The organism is Pelagicoccus albus, assembly GCF_014230145.1.
Lineage (GTDB): Bacteria > Verrucomicrobiota > Verrucomicrobiia > Opitutales > Opitutaceae > Pelagicoccus > Pelagicoccus albus.
Genome location: NZ_JACHVC010000013.1, coordinates 637,063 through 655,359, shown reverse-complemented (window position 1 = coordinate 655,359; position 18,297 = coordinate 637,063). Strand labels below are relative to the sequence as shown.

The following is an 18,297-nucleotide window of genomic DNA, read 5'->3' as shown; positions in this document are numbered from 1 at the left end:
TTGGAGTAGGTTGGGTTTAGGAGGTTGGCACGCGAATGGCAAATGGTAAGGCGAACCTAAATTCGTTAATACCAACCCACGTAATTAAAATGAAACTACACAAAAACACCAAGACTCAGATAAACTCTTCGAATTTCATAAAGAACACCACTGCGGCTGCCTTGGCTCTCACGGTCATGATCCCGCTCTCGTTGCAGGCGCATGACCACAAGTCTGATGCGACCGAGAAGCAGGAGTCCATGGCTCAGGCGGAAACTTCCCCCAAGGAATCTTATTCCGGAAGCGATGTTTCTAGTGCGGACGGCAGTATGCCGGAAGAGGGACAGTACTCTATGGAGAGTTCAGAAGGTAGCCCTAAGCTCAACGAATCGGCCTCTGAAGATAACTGGAGCGAAGAGATGAAGAAAAAGGCGAACAAAGCTGGCGATGAAGCTGAAAGTGCAATGTCAAAGCACGACATGGCAATGGCTGACCAGGGACAAATGGCCCACAAGCAGCACGGTGAGCAGAATCTTCAGGATTTCCCAAAGTCCTTCACTTCATCTAATCGCGTAGAGATCGATTCATGGATGGGCGTCGCTGTAGTCGAAGGTGAGAATACTGAACTGGGAGAAGTGGAAGATGTCGTAGTTGACCTGAAGTCTGGCGAAATCAGTCACCTCGTAGTGGACAATCCAGGACTCTTTGCAGGCTCTTCTTTGCTCTCGATGCAGCACGCTGAGCTGAAGGCAGCTGAAGGTAAAGTAGCCGCGGAAAGCAGTAAGGCATTTGAGTTGAAGGATGATTATCTCCGAGAAACTGAAGCTCTCGGCAGTAAGCTGATTGGATCGAAGGTGAAGGATACGGAAGGACGAAAGATTGGTAAGATCGACCGTCTAGTCATCGCGCCGAACTCCTCTTCAGTGTATGCTATCCTAGGCAACCTCGATAAGGACATCGAAATTGGCGAAGCCGACCGTGAAATTGCAGTGCCTGTGATCTCTTTGGAAAGCGACGTAGAAGAAGACGGATATCTCACTCTTTTTGCGGTGGAAGAACTAGCTAGTTTCGATACGCCGTCAGTCTCTGAAGATTGGAGTACCGCCTTTGATAAAGGATATATCGTGATTTCGAGTGAAGTCACTGTGGCGAGTGCTTACTAAAAATAGGCTAATCGGAAACGTAGAAAAATTTCTTTCTAGGAACGCTCCCCTCTGACGAGGGGAGTGTTTTTGCATACAGTTTTAACGTATACACTGGATACAAAAAAACCACCGATGCTTTTAGCGTCGGTGGTTTTTAAGCTGTCTTAGAATTTGGCTAGTGTCCGTTAAGTATTGAGAAACTGGAGTCGAAAAATGTATTAATTACGGATTGGGGAACTTCTGAGTTTTTAGCCTCTTGTGGTGTGTGCTGAATTAGGCCTCTTAAGGTCGCCAATTCTAAGTTGAGAGCTTCCTCTTGCTGGCCACTCCCGTTGCCGGAAACGATTCCCGGTCCAGCTCGATCGTAGTCAAAGTCCAATTCTTGCTTTTTTAATTCCATAGAGCCGTTTACGCCTAAACCGCGCCATCCGCATTTGGAGGCGGACTACCTATCAAGACCCCCTTGGGTAAGGTCTTGAACGATGCAAAAAACATGGATCCCTTGCATCCTGCACTTTCGAGACCCCGATATTCGCTAATTCATCCCTTCATTTCCTTGAGCGCGATTTCTGCAAATGAGTGGATGAACAGACAAGAAGATCAACCTGAGGAGAGCGAATGAAACAGATAGGGACCAATATTTGGATACAGAAACACAAACTGAGTTTTTTAGGATTGGATGTAGGCAGAACCGTTACAGCTATCAGATTGGCGAGTGGGGAAGTCCTATTGCATTCGACGGCTCCGTTCAAAGAAACTCATCTGTTGGAGCTTCGCGAGATTGGTCCAGTTGCTTGGGTTGTGGAGCCCATGAATGATCATGATACGTTCACGAAGGAGGGGCTTAGCTTCTTCCCTGATGCTACTTTCCTTGCTCCCGTTAATTTTCCAAGTCTCGAAGGCGTGCCGAGGCCAGACCCCATCTTCCCGGCTCCAGAGGCGTGGTCAGACGAGATAGAGGTCCTGCGGATAGAGGGAGCGCCCTGGTTCAATGAGTATGTCTTTTTTCACCGTCCTAGTCGGACCCTGATCGTTTGTGACCTGTTACTTAACTTCCCGGAGGTCGATTCCAGTTGGAAAAAATTGTTGCTCACCCTTGGTCTTGGAAAGCGTAAGTCCCCCGGAGTGTCTCGGCGGTTCAAGCTCGCGATTACGGATGAGGAGGCATTTCGTTCTTCGATTCTGAAGCTCCTGCAGTGGGACTTTCAACAAGTTGTAGTTGGGCATGGTGAACCGATATTAAAAAACGCGAAGGCCGAGGTGACCGACGCGTTTGAGGACGCAGGCTGGCTCGAGAGCGTCTGCGCTTAGGTTCTGTTGTAGCCAGATTATTGAGACATTTCTTGGAGTTTAGTCCGCAAGGGTTCTTCCAGTTTCGTTAATCCCCACTCTTTGCCAGTGGAAATCGCTGTCTCTACATTAGCTCCCTTTTCGGTGAATTCGTGGTAAGCGATTACAGCTCCTACGCGATTACCACTTGCGCAATGAAGGAAGGCCTTTTCGTCGCCTATCTCTTTCAGGGTTTTTGCCAGTTCGGAGTCTGTCTCTGCATTCACATCCTTAGCGCCTGCCACGGGGATCGTGTGGTAAGTCATCCCCAAGCTCTCGACGTAGGATTTTTCGTCCCAATCCATTTCGGAAGCGGGGCGAAGGTTGAGGACGTGTTTCACGCCTGAAGAAGCGAGTTCGGCGAGATCCTCTTTACTTGGCTGTCCGCCGGTGAGTATTTTGTCAGTGGGTTGCCGAAGGTTGGCAATCGGTGGAAGGCTTTCTGCCTCGGACGATTTGGAGCATCCTGTTAGAGCGACTAGGGTGCCCAGCGCTACCACGGCAAGGAATTTGATTCGTTTTGGAGTAAGCATAGCGGGTATCTTTGTTAGGGTCTTAGAAAGTGTCCATCGAAGAAAGGAGTCCGGGTCAGTCTGCTTTGACCTCATTCTTGCACGATCCATCTGCTGCTAGATCGTTCAGGTTTTGCAGCGTGACACTAGCGATCTGAGTCAGAGCAGTATCAGTGAAAAAGGCTTGGTGTCCGGTCACGAGCACATTGGGAAAAGTAAGCAGTCGGGCGAAGACGTCGTCTTGCATGACGAGGGCAGACTGATCCTCGAAAAACATGGAATCTTCCTCCTCGTATACATCGATAGCCAGATTCCCGATATGACCGTTTTTCAGGCCACCTATCACGGCTGCGGTGTCAATGAGGCCTCCTCGACTGGTGTTCACGATGGTGACGCCCTTTTTCATTTTTGAGATCGAAGCTGCGTCAATAAGGTGATGGGTCGATTCCATCAGCGGGCAATGCAAGCTTATGACATCGGACTGTGAAAAGATGGTCTCAAGGTCGACGTAGCTCGCTCCGGCCAAAATGAGCGATTCGTTCTCAAACTTGTCGTGACAAATAACTTGGCAGCCAAACCCTTGGAAAAGGGACGCTACGATAGAGCCAATTTTTCCGGTCCCAATGATCCCTACTGTGAGTCCGTGTAAATCGAAGCCCACGAGTCCATCGAGAGCGAAGTTGCCCTCGCGAACGCGGTTGTAGGAGCGGTGGATGCGACGGTTCAAAGTAAGCAAAAGAGCCAGCGTGTGCTCCGCTACGGCGTGTGGCGAATAAGCGGGAACCCTCACAACCTTCAGTCCTAGATTTTCAGCGGCCTCCAAATCCACGTTATTAAATCCCGCGCAACGCAAGGCAACGTACTTGACGCCTAGGCGAGCGAGTCCCTCAAGGGTGGGACGATCGACGTGATCGTTCACGAATACACAAACCGCGGTCGCGCCTTCCGCGAGAGAGACTGATCTTTCTGCCAACTTCGTTTCGAAAAAGACTAGCTCGTGCTGAGACTGGTTGGCGGCTTTGAAGTACTTTTCGTCGTAGCGTTTGCTGCTGAAAAATGCGATTTTCATAATTTTAGATTCCGTCTTAGGGGACGAGCTGGGTTATTCTTTTTGTAGCGGGGAGAGTGATACAAATGCGGGATCTACAGTCGTAACGTTATCATCGAGCTCCCAGATATAGGAACCCTATGCCCAATCGGATAACTGTCCAACCGTATCCCGCTGAAGGTTTCAACAGCGCTCAATCGTCACAAGTTCCTAGTCGGAGTAACTGAAATCATTTTAACCGAGCCCGAAGGAGGCGCTTGGCGGAGTCTATGCTAAGAAATGATTATTTGAGGCAGACGACTGTAACCTTTGGCTACGTTTCTGAGTATTGGATTACTGAACGACGCCTCCTCCGGCCCTTCCGGGCCACTCGAACTCTTCGCCAAATTCGCCATGAAACGTACGCTACGCCACATTTGTTCCTTATCCGCTATCTTATGCCTCTTTGGATCGCTCGCCACCGCGAGCGAATCGTCGAGCCCGGAGGGTGGACTGGCCGAGTCTAGCTTAGAGTTGAATAAGCAGATGATCGATTTTCTGCAGAGTAGCGGCGTGAGTGAGGAGCAACCCCCGGTTGAGCGAATGCAAGGAATCCTGGACGCTCTCTATGGAGCGGAAGATGGGTTTACCTATGATTCAGCCGCTAACTTCAGTGCTCAAAAAGCCTTTGAGGAGAAACGAGGAAACTGCGTTTCGCTTGCCATGCTTTTTACCTCTTTCGCCCGCTCGGTGGGGCTAGATGCTAGATTCAACCAGTTAGATTATACCCCGATCTGGGAAAACGTGGATGGGATCTTGGTGGAAACCATTCATATCAACGTCCTTGTTTACGTGGGTGGAAATCAGTATGTGGTGGACGCTCAGCCCGAGTTAGTCGAGTTGGCTTCCCATAGCCGAAATCCAGTTTCAGATGAGCGAGTCTTTTCCCACTTTTACAACAACCAAGGTTTGCTCGCCTTGGCGGATGGAAAATTGGAATTGGCCGGAGAGCTGATTCAGAGAGCGATTGAAATGGATCCTGAAAATGGGACCGCTTGGCAAAATCGTGGCCTGTATCATTTCCGCTCCAGCAATAAAAAAGAGGGTGAAGAATCCCTCGTGAAAGCCGCGGAGCTGAACCGCTCCTCATCTTCGGCTTGCTTCCAGTTGTCTGCCTACTATGAAGCGGTTGGAGATACCAATCGATCGGAGAAGTACGCCAAGTTGGGATCCAAACGCTCCAAGCGGAATCCATTTTATCACTACTATCGCTCCCAGCAGTTTGCGGAACAGGGCGATCTCAAGAAAGCCACGAAGCACTTGGAGTACGCCTTAAAAATCCTGCCTAGCTATTCCACTTTCCAAATCGCTCTTATGGATTTAAAGCAAAGGCAGGAACAAGACAAAGGCTTGGCCTCGAAGCCCGAGCTGGCACGTTTTCACTGAGCCTGACGTCGTGCTTGCCGTGCGGATACGGCTAGAACAATTATAGCTCGGTGAAATCCAGGGTCACTTGGTCAAAGTGATGGTAATCTTTTCTTCCTGAGCGACTGAAAACGCGCTGCGGAAGGCTTCTACATTCTCGAAGGTGTTGCCAGGTACAAAGCGAGCTGGGACCGTTAGGCTTATCTTTTCCTCGTCCAATGGGTAGGGCTCGAGGCGGTAGCAATTATCGCCAAGCGGAATCACTTTAATCTCATGGCGAGCCCCAGATTCATCCGGGTGTAAATGCTGCAAAGGGATACTGGTTGGAAAAGCGACGCAGGTGATGAGCGAAAAGCTGTCACAGGCTTGAAGGAATTCGAAAGCCCGGCGGAGCGTTTCTGGAGTCGAATAAGGCTCTAGGCTCGGGTCGCGTTTAATTGCTTCCGCTAGCAGCTCTTTTTGACGCTTTTGTTGTCCGGCGATGAATTCGCCGTGAGCAACTCGTTCCTCTTCCGTTAAGGTGCTGAGGTCGGCTCCGTTGGTAAGCAAACTCTCGGTGTGCATGCTGATCAGCATAGCGGCGTAGGGATTGGCATCCGCTTGTGCCTCCGTTGCTTGGCCGCGTACCTTTAAGTATGCGTAGAAGTCAATTTCCTCAAAAGCGTCGTAGGTGCCGACCAACTCTTTGGTAAAGGCGCTAGGACGGCCTTCGGGAGTGAGTTCCGGTTCGCTATCCCGCTCCACCCAGGCGTCGTCGTGGTGGGTGATTGCTGTGAGCACTTCTTTGCGAGGCTCTGGAGCTGGAAAGTCCTTTGTCGACCAGTGGTGGCCAAATGCGGCGGCTAAACGTGCGTGATCGCGATGGCCCATTAGCCACCAACCTTCAGGGGTTTCGATACGAATCATAGGTCTTGGAAAATTGGATACCGTTACAACTTAGTATCAAGCTAGCGAATTGCCGCTTCGACCTGGGTGAGGTAGTTGGCGATGTAAGGCTTGGGATCGATGGCTTGAACGCTGCGTAGGATGTCCGCTGCGACACGATAGTCCTTCATCTGCACGTAGACGCGTGCCCGGTTGAGCATCGCTTCTATCGTGAAGTCCTTCGCCTTTTCCGCTCTTTCAAATTGTACGAGGGCGTTTTCAAGATCGTCCTTTTTCCAGAAGTATTCGCCGAGGAGTATCAAGGCGCGGCCATTGAGCGGATCCACGCTAACGATGTTTTCCAGAATTTCCGCTGCCGCATCCTCTTGCTCGAGTCCTAGGGCGATCTTGGCCTTGTAGTTGAGCAGTTCCAGGTAGGACGGATCTGTTTCTCCCAACGACAGGGCGTTTTCTATATCGGATGCAAGCACTTCAGCTTGTTCGAAATTCGCTTGGTCGGTAAGGATCTTGAGCATTCTCAAGGCTCTTTCGGCCACAACGCCTTCACCTTTGATCGCGGTTTGATAAGCGCTGAGGGCTAGGGCTGGCAGACCTTCGTTCATATACAAATCGCCAAGCAGGTTTTGCACGGAAAACTCGTCTGCACCCAACATGGTGGCAACGGTTAGACTTGCGGCTGCTTTCTCCGTGTCCTGTAGGGTGAGGTAGTTGTTTGCTTTGAACTTCCAGTAGTCGGAGTTGTCAGGTTCTTCGACGAGGAGTTCGTTTAAAAGGCGTTGAGCGGCGAGATTTTCGCCGGAAGCGATCAAGGCGCTGAGCTTGCCGCGTTTCCAGTCCTTACTTTCTGGATTCAGAATCAGGGCGGTGCGGTAGGCGTCTATAGCGGAGTCGTAGAACTTCTGGTTGAGATACGCGAGCCCGAGCAATCCGTAGACAGTGTCAGTTCCGGTGCCCAGTTCAACGGCCTTGGTGAGGAAAGGAGTCGCGTCTTCAAAACGTTGGTCTTGGACGAGCACGAGTCCCATGTTCATGTAGGCTCTAGCGAAGTTAGGGAATTTCTTGATGGCGTCGCGGTAGGCCTGCTCGGCTAAGTCAGCCTTCTGCGTTTGCAGGTAGAGGTTGCCCAGCGTGTAGGTGAGGGCGGCGCTGGACTCCGGAGTGATGGCTGACTTGAGCGTCTCGATTGCCTGTTGCGGATTTGACCGGATGGTAGGAGCGAGGGTTTGAAACAGTTCGCCTTCTTCTTTCGAGATGGTCGGTTCCGTCTCGGTCATGAAACCGTAGGACCCGAGGAAACGCTCCTGAAATTCAGGGTTGTCCCAAGCGTTCTCGCTTAGCGGAAATGTCTGCGCATTCGATGTTGAGATTCCGAGCAGGGCGATGGTTCCGGGAACGATCGCGGTTAGTCGGCGAAAGGAGCGGTGGAGGTGAGTACGAGTCATGGCTTATCGAATTTTGCTTGAGACTGGAAGGATGTATTCAGCACGGACGGGCTCTCCGTCCTTGGTTGGTGGCGTGAAGACCCAGGACTTAACGGTAGACAGGGCGGCGGGTCCGTAGTCGGGGTGATTGGACTCGACTAGGTTGGCTGCCAGAATCCGTCCTTCGGGACCCAATAGAATTTTAATGCGAGCCCGGCCGGGGATCCGTCCCTGCTGCATAGAGTAAGGAAGTTGGACAGGGCGGCCGCTGACGAAACGAGGCTGCTCGTCGAGATCTGCGATCGAGAAGATCTGCATTTCAGAGATGGCATCCGGCTGGACGCCGAAGCCTCCGACTTGCATGGCAGCAGCCATCGCGTCACCCATCCCTGGGTTGAGGGCCAAATCGAGGGCTGCGAGAGAGATTGGCGGCGGCGGCGGCGTCATCTGCGGAGGCGGTTCTTCCACTGCCTCTTGTTCTGGCGGTGGCGGCTCCGGCGGTGGGGGCGGCGGAGGAGGGAGCGTAACTTCCACCGATCGCACGGTGCTGTCGCTCTGACTCAGAGCGGTTATAAGCTGTGTGAAGGGAAGCAGGGCAAAGATTGCCAAGCCCATCAGTAAGGTGAGCGCAACGCGTATGGCTAGGCCTTGCTTGTAGCTCGGCGAGCGATATCCGCTACTGTCTTGTGCCAACTTCATGGAATCCAGGTGCCGACTAATTCTCGGTCGAAATGCTGACCGATTCGGCTCCGGCCAACTTAGATTCGTCGATCACCCCTACCAGCAGGTGCGTGGGTACGTTGCGATCGGCTTGAATAATTACTGGCATCATCTCGCGTTGTGTATTGCGACGGACGATAGAGCGAACTCCGGAGAGACCGATTTCTCGTCCCCCGTACACAACCTTGCCTGTATCTGTAATTGCGATCAGGATACTGTTTTTCTCAAGATCTACTGCGGAGGCAGCTTGCGGCTTGTTAACGTCCACACCTGTTTCTTCAACGAATACCGTGGTCACGATAAAGAAGATCAAGAGAATGAATACCATATCGATGAGCGGAGAGATGTTTAGCTCATCGGTTTGATTGTCGGAATCGTCTAGTGACGGTCTGTTTCTCATGCGGTGGGTGGTTACTTGCGAAGATGTTCTACGCGCTTGACGGTGTAGGTTTCGAGTTTGGAGAGGAACAGCTCCATCTCGTCTCGTCGGCGCTTGATTGAGGCGATTATGATGTAGGCGGGGATCGCGACGATGAGGCCTGCTTGCGTAGTGATGAGGGCTTGAGAGATGCCTCCGGCTACCACGTCCACGGTCTCGCCTCCCGCTCCTGTGGAGAGTCCGCCAAATGTGCTGAGCATCCCGGCCACAGTACCGAGCAGACCGGTTAGGGGAGCGGTACCTGTCAGGATACTTCCAAAAATGATGCGACGGGTTATCGGCTTGAGGAGGGCGATGCGAACTTCCTCGAAGCGCCAGCGCATATCGGCGATAGGGAGGCGATCTCCACGAACGTAGCGCAAGATGTGCCCAATCTCGCCTTGGGAATCTTCCGGGCGATCAATCCAATGCTCCCAGGCGTTGGGGTCTTCCCGATAGAAGTTGTTTCGAGAGAGAAAGCCCCAGGTGTCAAAGAGGACGTAATAAATAACGATCACGAGAATCGCTAGAGGGATCATGAGCCAGCCGCCGCCGGTCCAGATCTCTATCATCGATTCGTAGAATGAGCTACTCATGGAACTTAGGTTAAGATTCGTTCCTAGCTGGCGCTCTTTTCCTTCTTAGGCAGGGCATTGATAAAGGCGACTCCCGACTTCTCCATGTCACCTATCATAGCTCCGGCCCTCCTTGATAGGATAGCGTGCATGATGAGAGCTGGGATGGCGACGATCAGACCAAACTCTGTGGTGATAAGAGCTTCGGAGATGCCTGAAGAAAGTGATTTCGCGTCGCCGGTGCCGAAGATGGTGATCAGCTTGAAGGTGTTGATCATACCGGTAACGGTTCCCAGGAGACCCATCAGCGGAGCGGTCGCAGCGGTGACTGCGATGAAGGGAAGCATTCGGTTGATCTTCGGCTTCGTCTCCAGCATCTCCTCGTAGAGAACTTCTTCAACTGTCTCCTTGCTCTCGAAAATATTCTTGGAGCCAGCTTGGAACATTTTACCAAGCGGGCCGGGCATTGCGTTCGCGATATGCAATGCTTTTTCCTGGTCAGCAGAAGTGATCGCCGAGAACAGCTTTCCGATTTCCGAGTCGGCTGGACGCTTTATAGAGTAAATTTCCAAGGCCTTGAATCCAGCGACCATGGTAGCGAGAAGGGCGAATCCAAGAATTGGATATACCCAAATACCGCCCTTGGCGATATGCTCGGGGATCGTTTCTTCGGTAGAGGCGAGAGCGATAGCGTTGCCGATGGTAGAGTCTACTGGGAGTTTTCCAGACTTGCTGCTGGCAAGCGTTGCAATCGATTCGTCCGCATCCGGTATTCCGATATCCACTACGCTCGGCTCTGAGGACGCTCCCCGCTGAGCGATGCCACCTAGGCCGGATTTATCGGAACTGAAGTAGGTGATTGGGCCGAAGAGTATGAACTTACCGTCTTCGAATGCTCCGGTGGGGAGAATGGCTTCCCCTTGTATAATCTGTCCTCCGACCAGCTCTTTGGCGCGATCCAGACCGATCATCATGATCTCCGCTTGCTTGTTAAGACCCGTGCCGTCTTCTACGTCGGCGGCGAGGAGCGACTCGTCGATCAGCGGTTCGAGCGTGCTTAGCTCGGCGATGGATGCCCGCGTTTCGAGGCCTCTTGCGTATTCGAGGAGCAGGTTGGACGCGAACTGGATTTCTTCCTGACGAGCCTTCACAGACTCCTGCATTTTGGTCAGGTCGAAATTACTGTTTTCGCGGAGGCGATCGATGCGTTCCGCTTCTTTGTCCAGAGTTTTGATCTCGGCCTGCAGCTCGTTGAGCTTGCGGGAGAGAGGCACCTTTTCGTCGCGTATTTCGGCTCGAGCCGAAGAAAGGCGAGAGAGGGCGTCAGCTAGCTTGGATTCGATTTCCTTATCCGTTTGACTCAGTGTCTGAGCGGCAAGCAGTGCAGGAGTTGCGATCAATATCGCAGAAGAAAGTAGGGTGGAAAATTTGAACATGACGAGCGATCAGGTTTCGGCAGGAATGGTGTAGTGGATCAGTAGATACTCACTGGAAGTTCGATGAACTCCGCTTGGGAAGTCTGCTGGTATATTGCTAGGAGTTTTTGGATGTCCGGGGCCAAGTCGGTGTCGGTCGTCCACTCCCAACCCTCTGGGCTAGGTGTGCCGTATCCTGCGGTAACTCCTTGGGTATCTACGAAATAGGCTGCGGCTAAACCGAAATAAAGGGTGTGAACTTCGAGGCTTTGGTCATCGCTGACCTTTTTGATTTCGCTCAGGTAGGTGACTCCCGAATTAAACTTATCTACCTGCGATAGGATACCGACTACGTTTTGAGTACGTTGTGAAAGGGAGAGCTTTGTGGTGCTGGAATCTTCGGGAAGGCGCGAGATCAAAGGCTTGATTTCCTCGGTGAAGGGAGGAGGCAGCATCGGAATCAGCTCACGCGTTTTTGCTTCCGCATCTGAGATTATGGATACATAGGCATCTGCCGTAGCAGTGAGCTTATCTTTTTCCTCAACGATTGCGGCACGCTCTTCATCGGCGGCGGAACTGAGCTCGTTGGCGCTGTCGATTTTCTCCTGCAGAGACGCTTTGTCTGTTTCCATCAAAGAGATCATATCTTCGATGACTGCTTTTTCGGATTCCCATTCAGTAGATTCTTCCGAGATCAATCGCTCGGTTTCCATCCACTGTAGGATTTTCATTTCTATGGTTGAAGCGTCAGTCTGCGCGAACCCAGTTGCTGGAATGAGTGATGAGCAGATGGAGGCGAGAGCGGCAGCTTGGATGAATCGGCGAGGTCTTCCCATGGGGCCAGCTTCTAGCTGCTCGCGTGCCAGAAAGTGGCATACGTAACTTTTTTTGAAGGATGTTATAAGATCGGCTTAAACGCTAAAACGGAGCTGGCATTTTGGCTGCTATGGTAAGGCGATGCCACGAATGCTTCCGACAAAATTTGGTCACTTCTATTATATATCGCTGCTCTTGAATTTGCTGATTCTCGTAGGCTGCAGGGAGGGGCCACGTTCCGATGCTCCCTTAGTATTGCAGACCAATTGGGCTCCTCAGCCTGAAGATGGAGGTTTCTTTCATGCTTCGGAATCCGGTTTGTTCGAAGAGGAGGGAATTGATGTCGAAGTCCGTCCGGCTTCAGCGGGTATGAATATCTATTCTCACGTGGCAGCCGGTGAAGCGGACTTTGGCATCTCTGTACTGGCAAAGCTGAGCGTTGCGATTAATCGCGGTTTACCCCTTGTGGCTGTTGCCTCCTACCGACCGGCGACTTTGCGGGTTTTGTTGCTTCACGAGGATGACCCAGTTCAAGATTTTCCTGATCTCAATCACCGTATGGTAAAGGCCCGCGGAGAAGATCTTTGGCTGAAATATTTACAACATGAATACAAGCTCGAGATGCGCATTGTGCCGCATGACTTCGGGCTCGGCCAATTCTTGGCTCAAGATGATCTTATCCAACAAGGACTCCTGACGAGCGAACCTTATACGTTAAAAGAGCGTGGCGTGCCGGTGCGTATTTTGGAGCTGAGCAAAGCAGGCTGGGAGAATCCAGAGGTTATCTTTTGCCGCCGCGATCTGCTTGAGCAGGATCCCGAACTTGTAGCCAAAGTCGTTCGAGCTTCGCTTAAAGGTTGGGACGAGTTTTTGCGAGGGGATGCTGAGGAGACACTGGCTTGGTTGGCCAAAGAGAATCCAGCCCGCTCGATCGAATCGATGCGTTGGGCTCGCGATGAGCTAACGAAGATGTATGGAGAAAGTGGAGTTTGGACCGGCGACGATTTCGGGAAGATCAGTCCAGAGAAGGTGGAACGGATACTCTCTATCCTAAAGACGCTTGGGGCGGTGGGGGATTCCCTTTCGGTCGAAGAGCTTGTGGATTTCAGTATTGGAGAACGAATCTAGCGGCTTGAGAAGCAGGCCCGCTCGTTCTCCGATTCTCCGCTTAGCCAAAACGACCAGGACTGAGTAGTTCGTGCGGATCGAATCGCTTTTTCATCTTCTGTTTCGCAGAGAGTCTATCTGGATTCAGTTTGCTGCCGATATAAGGATCGTGGCTGTTGAATCGTAGTATTCCCATCTCGCGAAGCTTCTCGAGACTTTCGTCTAGGTGCGGTTCATCGACGAAGGGGAAGAGTAGCGAACATTGCATGAAGAGCTGATCCGCTGTTCGGTGAAAATCGGCTTGGATGAAGCACTCGTGTCCGAGTTTGGGCCGAATGGTTTCCAGTTCTTCTTTCCAATTATCGAAGGATAGAAATACGGAAAGGGATGCCAGTCGCTCGTCGCCTTTTAAGGCCCAAAGGATACTGTGCCCCTGCACGAAGTCCGAAAGCATGGGGCTGCGTCTTGGTTCGGCGTGCGGAATCTCGAAGGGAACCGTGTATCCGTTGTCTAATGCCAAGGCTTTGAGCGAGTCGGTACCGGATTGGGCAACCTCTAGAAGGATAGCGTTTGCGTTCTCGGGAAGATGCTTGCGTATCGGGATGCAGTAATGCGGCAGCGGATTTTCCAAGAAGCACATGGTGCGAAGGGGAATGCTGCGGTCGTTAGCAAGTCTGGCGGCAAATGCGAACAGCTCTACGAAAGAGTTTCCACACACCACAATTTGATCCCAGGATTCCTTGGGTTCCAGACGGACCGATACTTCTGTGATTAACGCAACCGCGCCAAAGGAGTGGATAAGGTCAGTCGTATCGCTTCCGGAAAGGACGATTTCTTGTGGCTCTTCTTCGATGGTGAGCAGCTTGATCTGCTCTACCATGTTGTTGTGTTGCAGTAGGCCGTTGCGCATCCCTCCCACTCCTCCGGATCCGCCTACCGCGAAACCTGCAATGGTTGCCTTCGCCCAAGTCGATGGGTAGCACGGCATCTCGTAGCCGGCGGCACGGGCGGCGTCTTCGATCGCTCGGCAGCGGGCTCCGGCTTGGGCTTTTATGGTGTTGCCCTCGACCGCGATGATTTGATCGAAGGAACTAAAATCGATTAGCAGCCCATCGCATAAGGGCACCGCTTGTCCGAAGTTACCTGTAGCGCCTCCGCGGAGGTGGAGGGGGACTTTGTGTTTGCAGGCTAAGGAGACGACAGATCGCAGGGTCTCCATGTCACGGACTGTGTATACCGCGTCCGCCGTGTTTTCAGCGAGCTCACGTTCGAGTCGTGGAGAGAACCAGTAGTAGTCTCGTGACCGTTTCCGAACCGACTCCGGTTCGGTATTCAAGTCCTCGGCTGGAACGATCTCGGCAAGTTTTTGCGAAAATTCGGCGGGAAGCGGCATTGCGGAATTCGTGCCCTAAACGCTTTTGTCCACAGGGGAGGAGGCTGGCTTGCCTGTTTCCTCCGGCATTTTGACAGGGTCGACCTCGTTTTTCCGGTATTCGATATTCTCTGGCGTCTCGTATTGGATGAAGTGATCGCCGTAGACCTCTTGTTCTCCGTTTTCCTTGAGAAGCTCCATCAGGATGTTGCGAATCAGCATGCCTGGACGATCCGATGCCATGTGCAGTTCTGCTCGACGTGATTGATCTATGGGTACATCTGGATCGCACGACTCGAGGATGTGGCGATCTTCGATGGTGACGATACGGTCGAAGGCGACCACTTTTTCGGCCGGCACGTCTTCCTCTGTATCGTTACGGTAGACCCATTGGCAAAGTTGCATGGTTCCGTCGGCAATCGGTGTGGCACAGGTTACGATGGAGTGGATGAGTCCGCCCGGGTAGTGGATTTTCGATTTGCGGATAACGGGTGGGTAATAGTCGGTGCGAGTGGTGCGATAGGTGACGTCGTCGTCCTCGCCAGTCACGGAGCGATCCACCTTGGTATTGTCGACCCGGTTTTTGTTAAGCATGTAGAAGCTCCCGTTTTCCGTTTTGTAGAGCTTGCCGAGTTCCGGGACAGGTTTGTTGATGTCGCCAAATGAATCTTTATGCACGAAGGCGATATGAGCGGCGTCGAAAGAGTTTTCCATGAGACGCATGCTGGCGCAGTCCCATGTTTCGTAGAACTCGAAGACTTGGCGGAAATCGGGATCACCTGCTTCTTCGAACTCCGGTATGCCACTTATCGGGTCGTCGCTCAGGCACACCCAAGCGTATCCATATTTCTCTTCGCACAAGTACGCTTTGATTTTCAGCTGGTGGTTAGGGACCTTGTCGCCGATTTGCGGAACGCTGCGGCATTGGCCGGAGCCGTCGAAACGCCAGCCGTGGTAGGGGCAGGTTATGCAACCATCGGTGTCGACCCAGCCAATCGATAGTTTCGCCATGCGGTGGCAGCATCGGTCGATAGCGGCGCGGGGAGCCCCTTCGTTGTCAGCCCATAGAACAATAGATTCGCCCATGAGCGTAAACGGTTGTGGGCCCTCCTTCAGCATTTCCATGGGCACGATGGGATACCAGAAGCGTTTAAATACGGCTTGTTTCGTAATTAGCATGGCGAAGTGTCAGTCGGTTTAGATTAGCGGGTGCGGGTTAACTCACGAGCAAGCAACGTCTGCGCCAATAGGTTGCGGAGTCGCTCGCTGAAGGGATAGTCTGGCGCAACTACTGCTCCCGGCGGGGCAATGTTCCCGCTACGTACGATGATGAAACACTGGGTGTATCCGCTATTTGCATTTTCAGCTCTGCTTTGCCTCGCGGGCTGTGGTGAAAAGGAGTCAGAAGATGGCGCTAAGAAAGTACGTTTTCAGATGGGCTGGTATGCGCAGCCGGAGCGAGGTGGCTTTTTCCAAGGCGTGGTGGCCGGGCATTTTGCCAACGAGGGTTTAGAGGTGACCTTGAAAAATGGTGGGCCTCAAAACACGGCAGGCGCTATGCTTGCGGCAGGAGAAGCTGATATCGCGGATCTTCGTTTGGAAGAATCCTTAGCCCTTATCGAAAAGGGATTTCCGATCGTGCTGGTAGCGGCCTATATGCAGCACGATCCCCAGGCCATAATGGTGCGGGAAAGTAGTCCAGTAATGACGATGGCAGACTTGGATGGACGCCGTGTGATGGCACGGCCAGGGATTCCATTTCTCGAAGTGATCAAGAAGAAGTTCGATATCGATTTCTCGCTAATACCGTTAAGCGGCAATGCGGCTCTCTTTCTTTCGGATCCAGAAATCGCCCAGCAGTGTTTCATCACGAACGAGCCTTTTTATGCGGATCGTGAAGGAATAAAGGTTAGGACTATGACGCTATCCTCCATCGGCTTTGACCTTTTTCGAGTGATCGGAGTTCGCAAGAGCTACGCAGAAAAGAATCCGGAAATCGTGAAAGGTTTCTTGCGGGGAATGATTGCTGGTTGGGAAGACTATCTCACCGCGGAGGACGTAACTGCGGCCCACGATATGATCAAACAAATGAACCCGACTTTGGACGAAGCGGGAATGGACTTCGCACGGGAGGTAATGATCAGGGAGAAGCTAATCGAGGGTAAAGAGAATCCTCACGGTATCGGTTGGCTAGACGTGGCGCGATTGGACGAAGTGATGAACGAGCTTTATGAAATCGGTTTCCTGAAGAAGAAAATCGATATTGAAGCGTCAACGGACCTGAGCTTTTTGGAGTCGCTTTGATGCCTAGATTCTCTCGTATCCAGAAATTGGGGGCGATTGCGGGTTGCCTCTTTCTGGTGGCTTGTGGCGATCGGGATACGGAAGAGAACTCGGGGGCGGAGGTTGTTCCGATTTCTCTGCAACCGGATTGGTACGCCCAGCCGGAGCAGGGTGGGTTTTATTTTGCTCTGGCGGAAGGACTCTACGATCGGGCGGACTTGAGAGTTACGATCCTTGATACGGCTCCGAACCTTCCGTTTTTGCAAAAGGTAGCCAAAGGCGAAGCCACCGTAGGCATTACTCGCTTGGATCTACTGGCAGCCGCGGTGGAGAAGGGGTTGCCCTTGGTTGTGATCGGAAAGTACTCCGAGCACGCGCCGAGCGGGATCATGGTTCCTGCGGGTAGCGATATTCATGATTTTGCTGATTTGGATGGAAAGCGGGTCATGGCCACGATCTACGCTCCCTACGTCAATTATCTGCAGTCGCATTTTGGAATCAAGATGCGGCTCATTCCTCATAACTGGGGAATGGCACAATTTGTGTCGGGAGAGCTCGATGCCCAGCAATGTTACATAACCAGCGAACCTTATCACGTGAAGCGGCAAGGCATGGAGACGCGGACGCTGATAGTTGCCGATGCCGGATATGATCCGCCGCATGTGCTTTACACGAGTCGCGAAACGTTGGAGGCGAACAAGGATGCCTTGCTCCGTTTTTTCGAAGCGTCGATGGCTGGATGGAAGGGATATTTAGAGGCAGATCCCAGTTCGACGCACGAGTTGATAGCTAAGCGAAATCCCAAGATGGATCCTGATTTCATGGATTGGTCTCGAAGCGTTTTGATCGAGGAAGGGGTTATTTCGGGACGGCGTCCCGAGATCAGGGAAACTTGGGGTAAAGTCTCGCGAGAGGAAGTGAGTGAATTGATCGAACAGCTTCTGGAGGTTGGCGAGTTGAGCGATTTGTCTCCGGACGAATTGGATTGGGTAGATTTCGATTTCAGCTGGGAAGAGGTAGATGCGTAATGAAAGACTTTAATTCAGAAGAGAATGTGGCAGGTAGCTTGCTTACGAAGCCCATGATGGCACTCCCGCAAGTCTATTTTAAGGAAGTACAAAAGCAGTTCGGCACTGGACCGGTCATTCTCGATAATATCAATCTTGAGGTGCAAGCGGGTGAGTTCATCAGTCTCATTGGCCCAAGTGGCTGCGGTAAATCCACCTTGTTGCGTCTGATTTCGGGCCTGACTCCCAACACCGCTGGCGAAATCGTAATCGATGGTATGACACCTGAAAACGCTCGCGCGGAGATGGCCTACATTTTCCAAGAGGCGAATCTGCTCCCCTGGCTGAGAGTGCAAAAAAACGTGGAGCTCGCTCTCAAGGTGCAAGGGCACATCGACAAGTATCGCCGCAAGGATATCGCCGATAAGATGATCGATCTGGTTGGGCTCGATCACGCTCGTAACCGATTCCCGCATCAGCTTTCGGGTGGCATGCGTATGCGCGTATCCATTGCTCGGGCACTCTCGCTTTCTCCCAGGATTTTGCTTTTGGACGAGCCTTTTGGCGCTTTGGACGAAATGACTCGAGATCGCTTAAATGAGGAGATTCTCGAGATTCGGGCTAAGGAAAATTGGACTGCCTTTTTCGTAACGCACTCCGTCGCGGAAGCCGTATTTCTATCGTCCCGCATTGTTGTTTTGTCAGCCAATCCTGGGCGAGTAGCCGAGATCATCGAAGTACCCTTTTCTTATCCACGTACCGCCGAGTTGCGAGAAACGACGGAGTTTCTAGACTTGGTGCGTCGCACTTCAATGTCGCTTCGCTCTGTCATGCACTAGCGTGCAGTCCAGACCGAAACGT

General features: G+C 52.2%; 19 protein-coding genes. 7 read left to right on the top strand and 12 right to left on the bottom strand.

Annotated elements, in window-relative coordinates:
• The first annotated feature begins 89 nt into the window (after positions 1 to 89).
• A complete protein-coding gene (locus H5P27_RS18080) occupies positions 90 to 1,142 on the top strand; it encodes a PRC-barrel domain containing protein (protein WP_185661831.1) in 1,053 nt (350 codons plus the stop codon).
• Between the two features lie 157 nt (positions 1,143 to 1,299).
• On the opposite strand, the gene H5P27_RS18075 is transcribed toward H5P27_RS18080, so the two are convergent.
• Positions 1,300 to 1,524 carry a hypothetical protein gene (locus H5P27_RS18075; protein ID WP_185661830.1) on the bottom strand — a complete coding sequence of 75 codons (225 nt, stop codon included), beginning with the start codon at positions 1,522 to 1,524 and terminating at the stop codon, positions 1,300 to 1,302.
• Positions 1,525 to 1,742: 218 nt separating this feature from the next.
• On the opposite strand from H5P27_RS18075, the gene H5P27_RS18070 reads away from it, so the two are divergent.
• Complete coding sequence (locus tag H5P27_RS18070; RefSeq protein ID WP_185661829.1) at positions 1,743 to 2,435, top strand: DUF4336 domain-containing protein; 693 nt, start codon at positions 1,743 to 1,745, stop codon at positions 2,433 to 2,435.
• A 17-nt stretch (positions 2,436 to 2,452) separates the two neighbouring features.
• Here the strand turns inward: H5P27_RS18070 and H5P27_RS18065 are convergent, their stop codons facing one another.
• A complete protein-coding gene (locus tag H5P27_RS18065; protein WP_185661828.1) occupies positions 2,453 to 2,986 on the bottom strand; it encodes a protein tyrosine phosphatase family protein in 534 nt (177 codons plus the stop codon).
• Positions 2,987 to 3,041: 55 nt separating this feature from the next.
• Entirely contained in the window at positions 3,042 to 4,034 is a 993-nt protein-coding gene (locus H5P27_RS18060; protein ID WP_185661827.1) for a 2-hydroxyacid dehydrogenase, read from the bottom strand.
• A gap of 372 nt (positions 4,035 to 4,406) precedes the next feature.
• Here H5P27_RS18060 and H5P27_RS18055 point away from each other — a divergent pair, with 372 nt between their 5' ends.
• Positions 4,407 to 5,438: a transglutaminase-like domain-containing protein gene (locus H5P27_RS18055; protein WP_185661826.1), complete on the top strand. Its 1,032-nt coding sequence runs from the start codon at positions 4,407 to 4,409 to the stop codon at positions 5,436 to 5,438.
• 63 nt (positions 5,439 to 5,501) lie between these two features.
• On the opposite strand, the gene H5P27_RS18050 is transcribed toward H5P27_RS18055, so the two are convergent.
• The 7 genes from H5P27_RS18050 to H5P27_RS18020 are packed head-to-tail and all read right to left on the bottom strand — an operon-like array spanning position 5,502 to position 11,687.
• Complete coding sequence (locus H5P27_RS18050; protein ID WP_185661825.1) at positions 5,502 to 6,323, bottom strand: DUF3891 family protein; 822 nt, start codon at positions 6,321 to 6,323, stop codon at positions 5,502 to 5,504.
• Positions 6,324 to 6,364: 41 nt separating this feature from the next.
• Positions 6,365 to 7,744: a tetratricopeptide repeat protein gene (locus H5P27_RS18045; protein ID WP_185661824.1), complete on the bottom strand. Its 1,380-nt coding sequence runs from the start codon at positions 7,742 to 7,744 to the stop codon at positions 6,365 to 6,367.
• 3 nt (positions 7,745 to 7,747) lie between these two features.
• Positions 7,748 to 8,422 carry an energy transducer TonB gene (locus H5P27_RS18040; protein WP_185661823.1) on the bottom strand — a complete coding sequence of 225 codons (675 nt, stop codon included), beginning with the start codon at positions 8,420 to 8,422 and terminating at the stop codon, positions 7,748 to 7,750.
• A 16-nt stretch (positions 8,423 to 8,438) separates the two neighbouring features.
• The gene (locus H5P27_RS18035) at positions 8,439 to 8,843 is read right to left on the bottom strand and encodes an ExbD/TolR family protein (protein WP_185661822.1); all 405 of its coding nucleotides are present in this window, start codon (positions 8,841 to 8,843) and stop codon (positions 8,439 to 8,441) included.
• 11 nt (positions 8,844 to 8,854) lie between these two features.
• Positions 8,855 to 9,457, bottom strand: coding sequence for a MotA/TolQ/ExbB proton channel family protein (locus H5P27_RS18030; RefSeq protein ID WP_185661821.1), 603 nt, complete (start codon positions 9,455 to 9,457; stop codon positions 8,855 to 8,857).
• 23 nt (positions 9,458 to 9,480) lie between these two features.
• Positions 9,481 to 10,872 (bottom strand): MotA/TolQ/ExbB proton channel family protein, encoded by a 1,392-nt coding sequence (locus H5P27_RS18025; RefSeq protein ID WP_185661820.1) that lies wholly within the window; start codon positions 10,870 to 10,872, stop codon positions 9,481 to 9,483.
• Positions 10,873 to 10,910: 38 nt separating this feature from the next.
• Complete coding sequence (locus tag H5P27_RS18020) at positions 10,911 to 11,687, bottom strand: DUF3450 family protein (protein WP_185661819.1); 777 nt, start codon at positions 11,685 to 11,687, stop codon at positions 10,911 to 10,913.
• 130 nt (positions 11,688 to 11,817) lie between these two features.
• Here H5P27_RS18020 and H5P27_RS18015 point away from each other — a divergent pair, with 130 nt between their 5' ends.
• Positions 11,818 to 12,795 carry an ABC transporter substrate-binding protein gene (locus H5P27_RS18015; protein WP_185661818.1) on the top strand — a complete coding sequence of 326 codons (978 nt, stop codon included), beginning with the start codon at positions 11,818 to 11,820 and terminating at the stop codon, positions 12,793 to 12,795.
• Positions 12,796 to 12,835: 40 nt separating this feature from the next.
• Here H5P27_RS18015 and H5P27_RS18010 read toward each other — a convergent pair whose 3' ends face one another.
• Together H5P27_RS18010 and H5P27_RS18005 are read right to left on the bottom strand one after the other, a co-directional pair.
• Positions 12,836 to 14,167 (bottom strand): FAD-binding oxidoreductase, encoded by a 1,332-nt coding sequence (locus tag H5P27_RS18010; RefSeq protein ID WP_185661817.1) that lies wholly within the window; start codon positions 14,165 to 14,167, stop codon positions 12,836 to 12,838.
• Positions 14,168 to 14,182: 15 nt separating this feature from the next.
• Positions 14,183 to 15,325, bottom strand: coding sequence for an aromatic ring-hydroxylating oxygenase subunit alpha (locus H5P27_RS18005; RefSeq protein ID WP_185661816.1), 1,143 nt, complete (start codon positions 15,323 to 15,325; stop codon positions 14,183 to 14,185).
• A 147-nt stretch (positions 15,326 to 15,472) separates the two neighbouring features.
• On the opposite strand from H5P27_RS18005, the gene H5P27_RS18000 reads away from it, so the two are divergent.
• From H5P27_RS18000 to H5P27_RS17990, 3 genes are read left to right on the top strand one after another with little or no spacing between them, the layout of a single operon-like run.
• Entirely contained in the window at positions 15,473 to 16,450 is a 978-nt protein-coding gene (locus H5P27_RS18000) for an ABC transporter substrate-binding protein (protein WP_185661815.1), read from the top strand.
• Entirely contained in the window at positions 16,450 to 17,457 is a 1,008-nt protein-coding gene (locus H5P27_RS17995; RefSeq protein ID WP_185661814.1) for an ABC transporter substrate-binding protein, read from the top strand. Before H5P27_RS18000 ends, H5P27_RS17995 begins: the two co-directional genes overlap by 1 nt.
• Positions 17,457 to 18,275, top strand: a complete 819-nt coding sequence (locus H5P27_RS17990) for an ABC transporter ATP-binding protein (protein ID WP_221774782.1) — start codon at positions 17,457 to 17,459, stop codon at positions 18,273 to 18,275. Before H5P27_RS17995 ends, H5P27_RS17990 begins: the two co-directional genes overlap by 1 nt.
• Positions 18,276 to 18,297 lie beyond the last annotated feature (22 nt).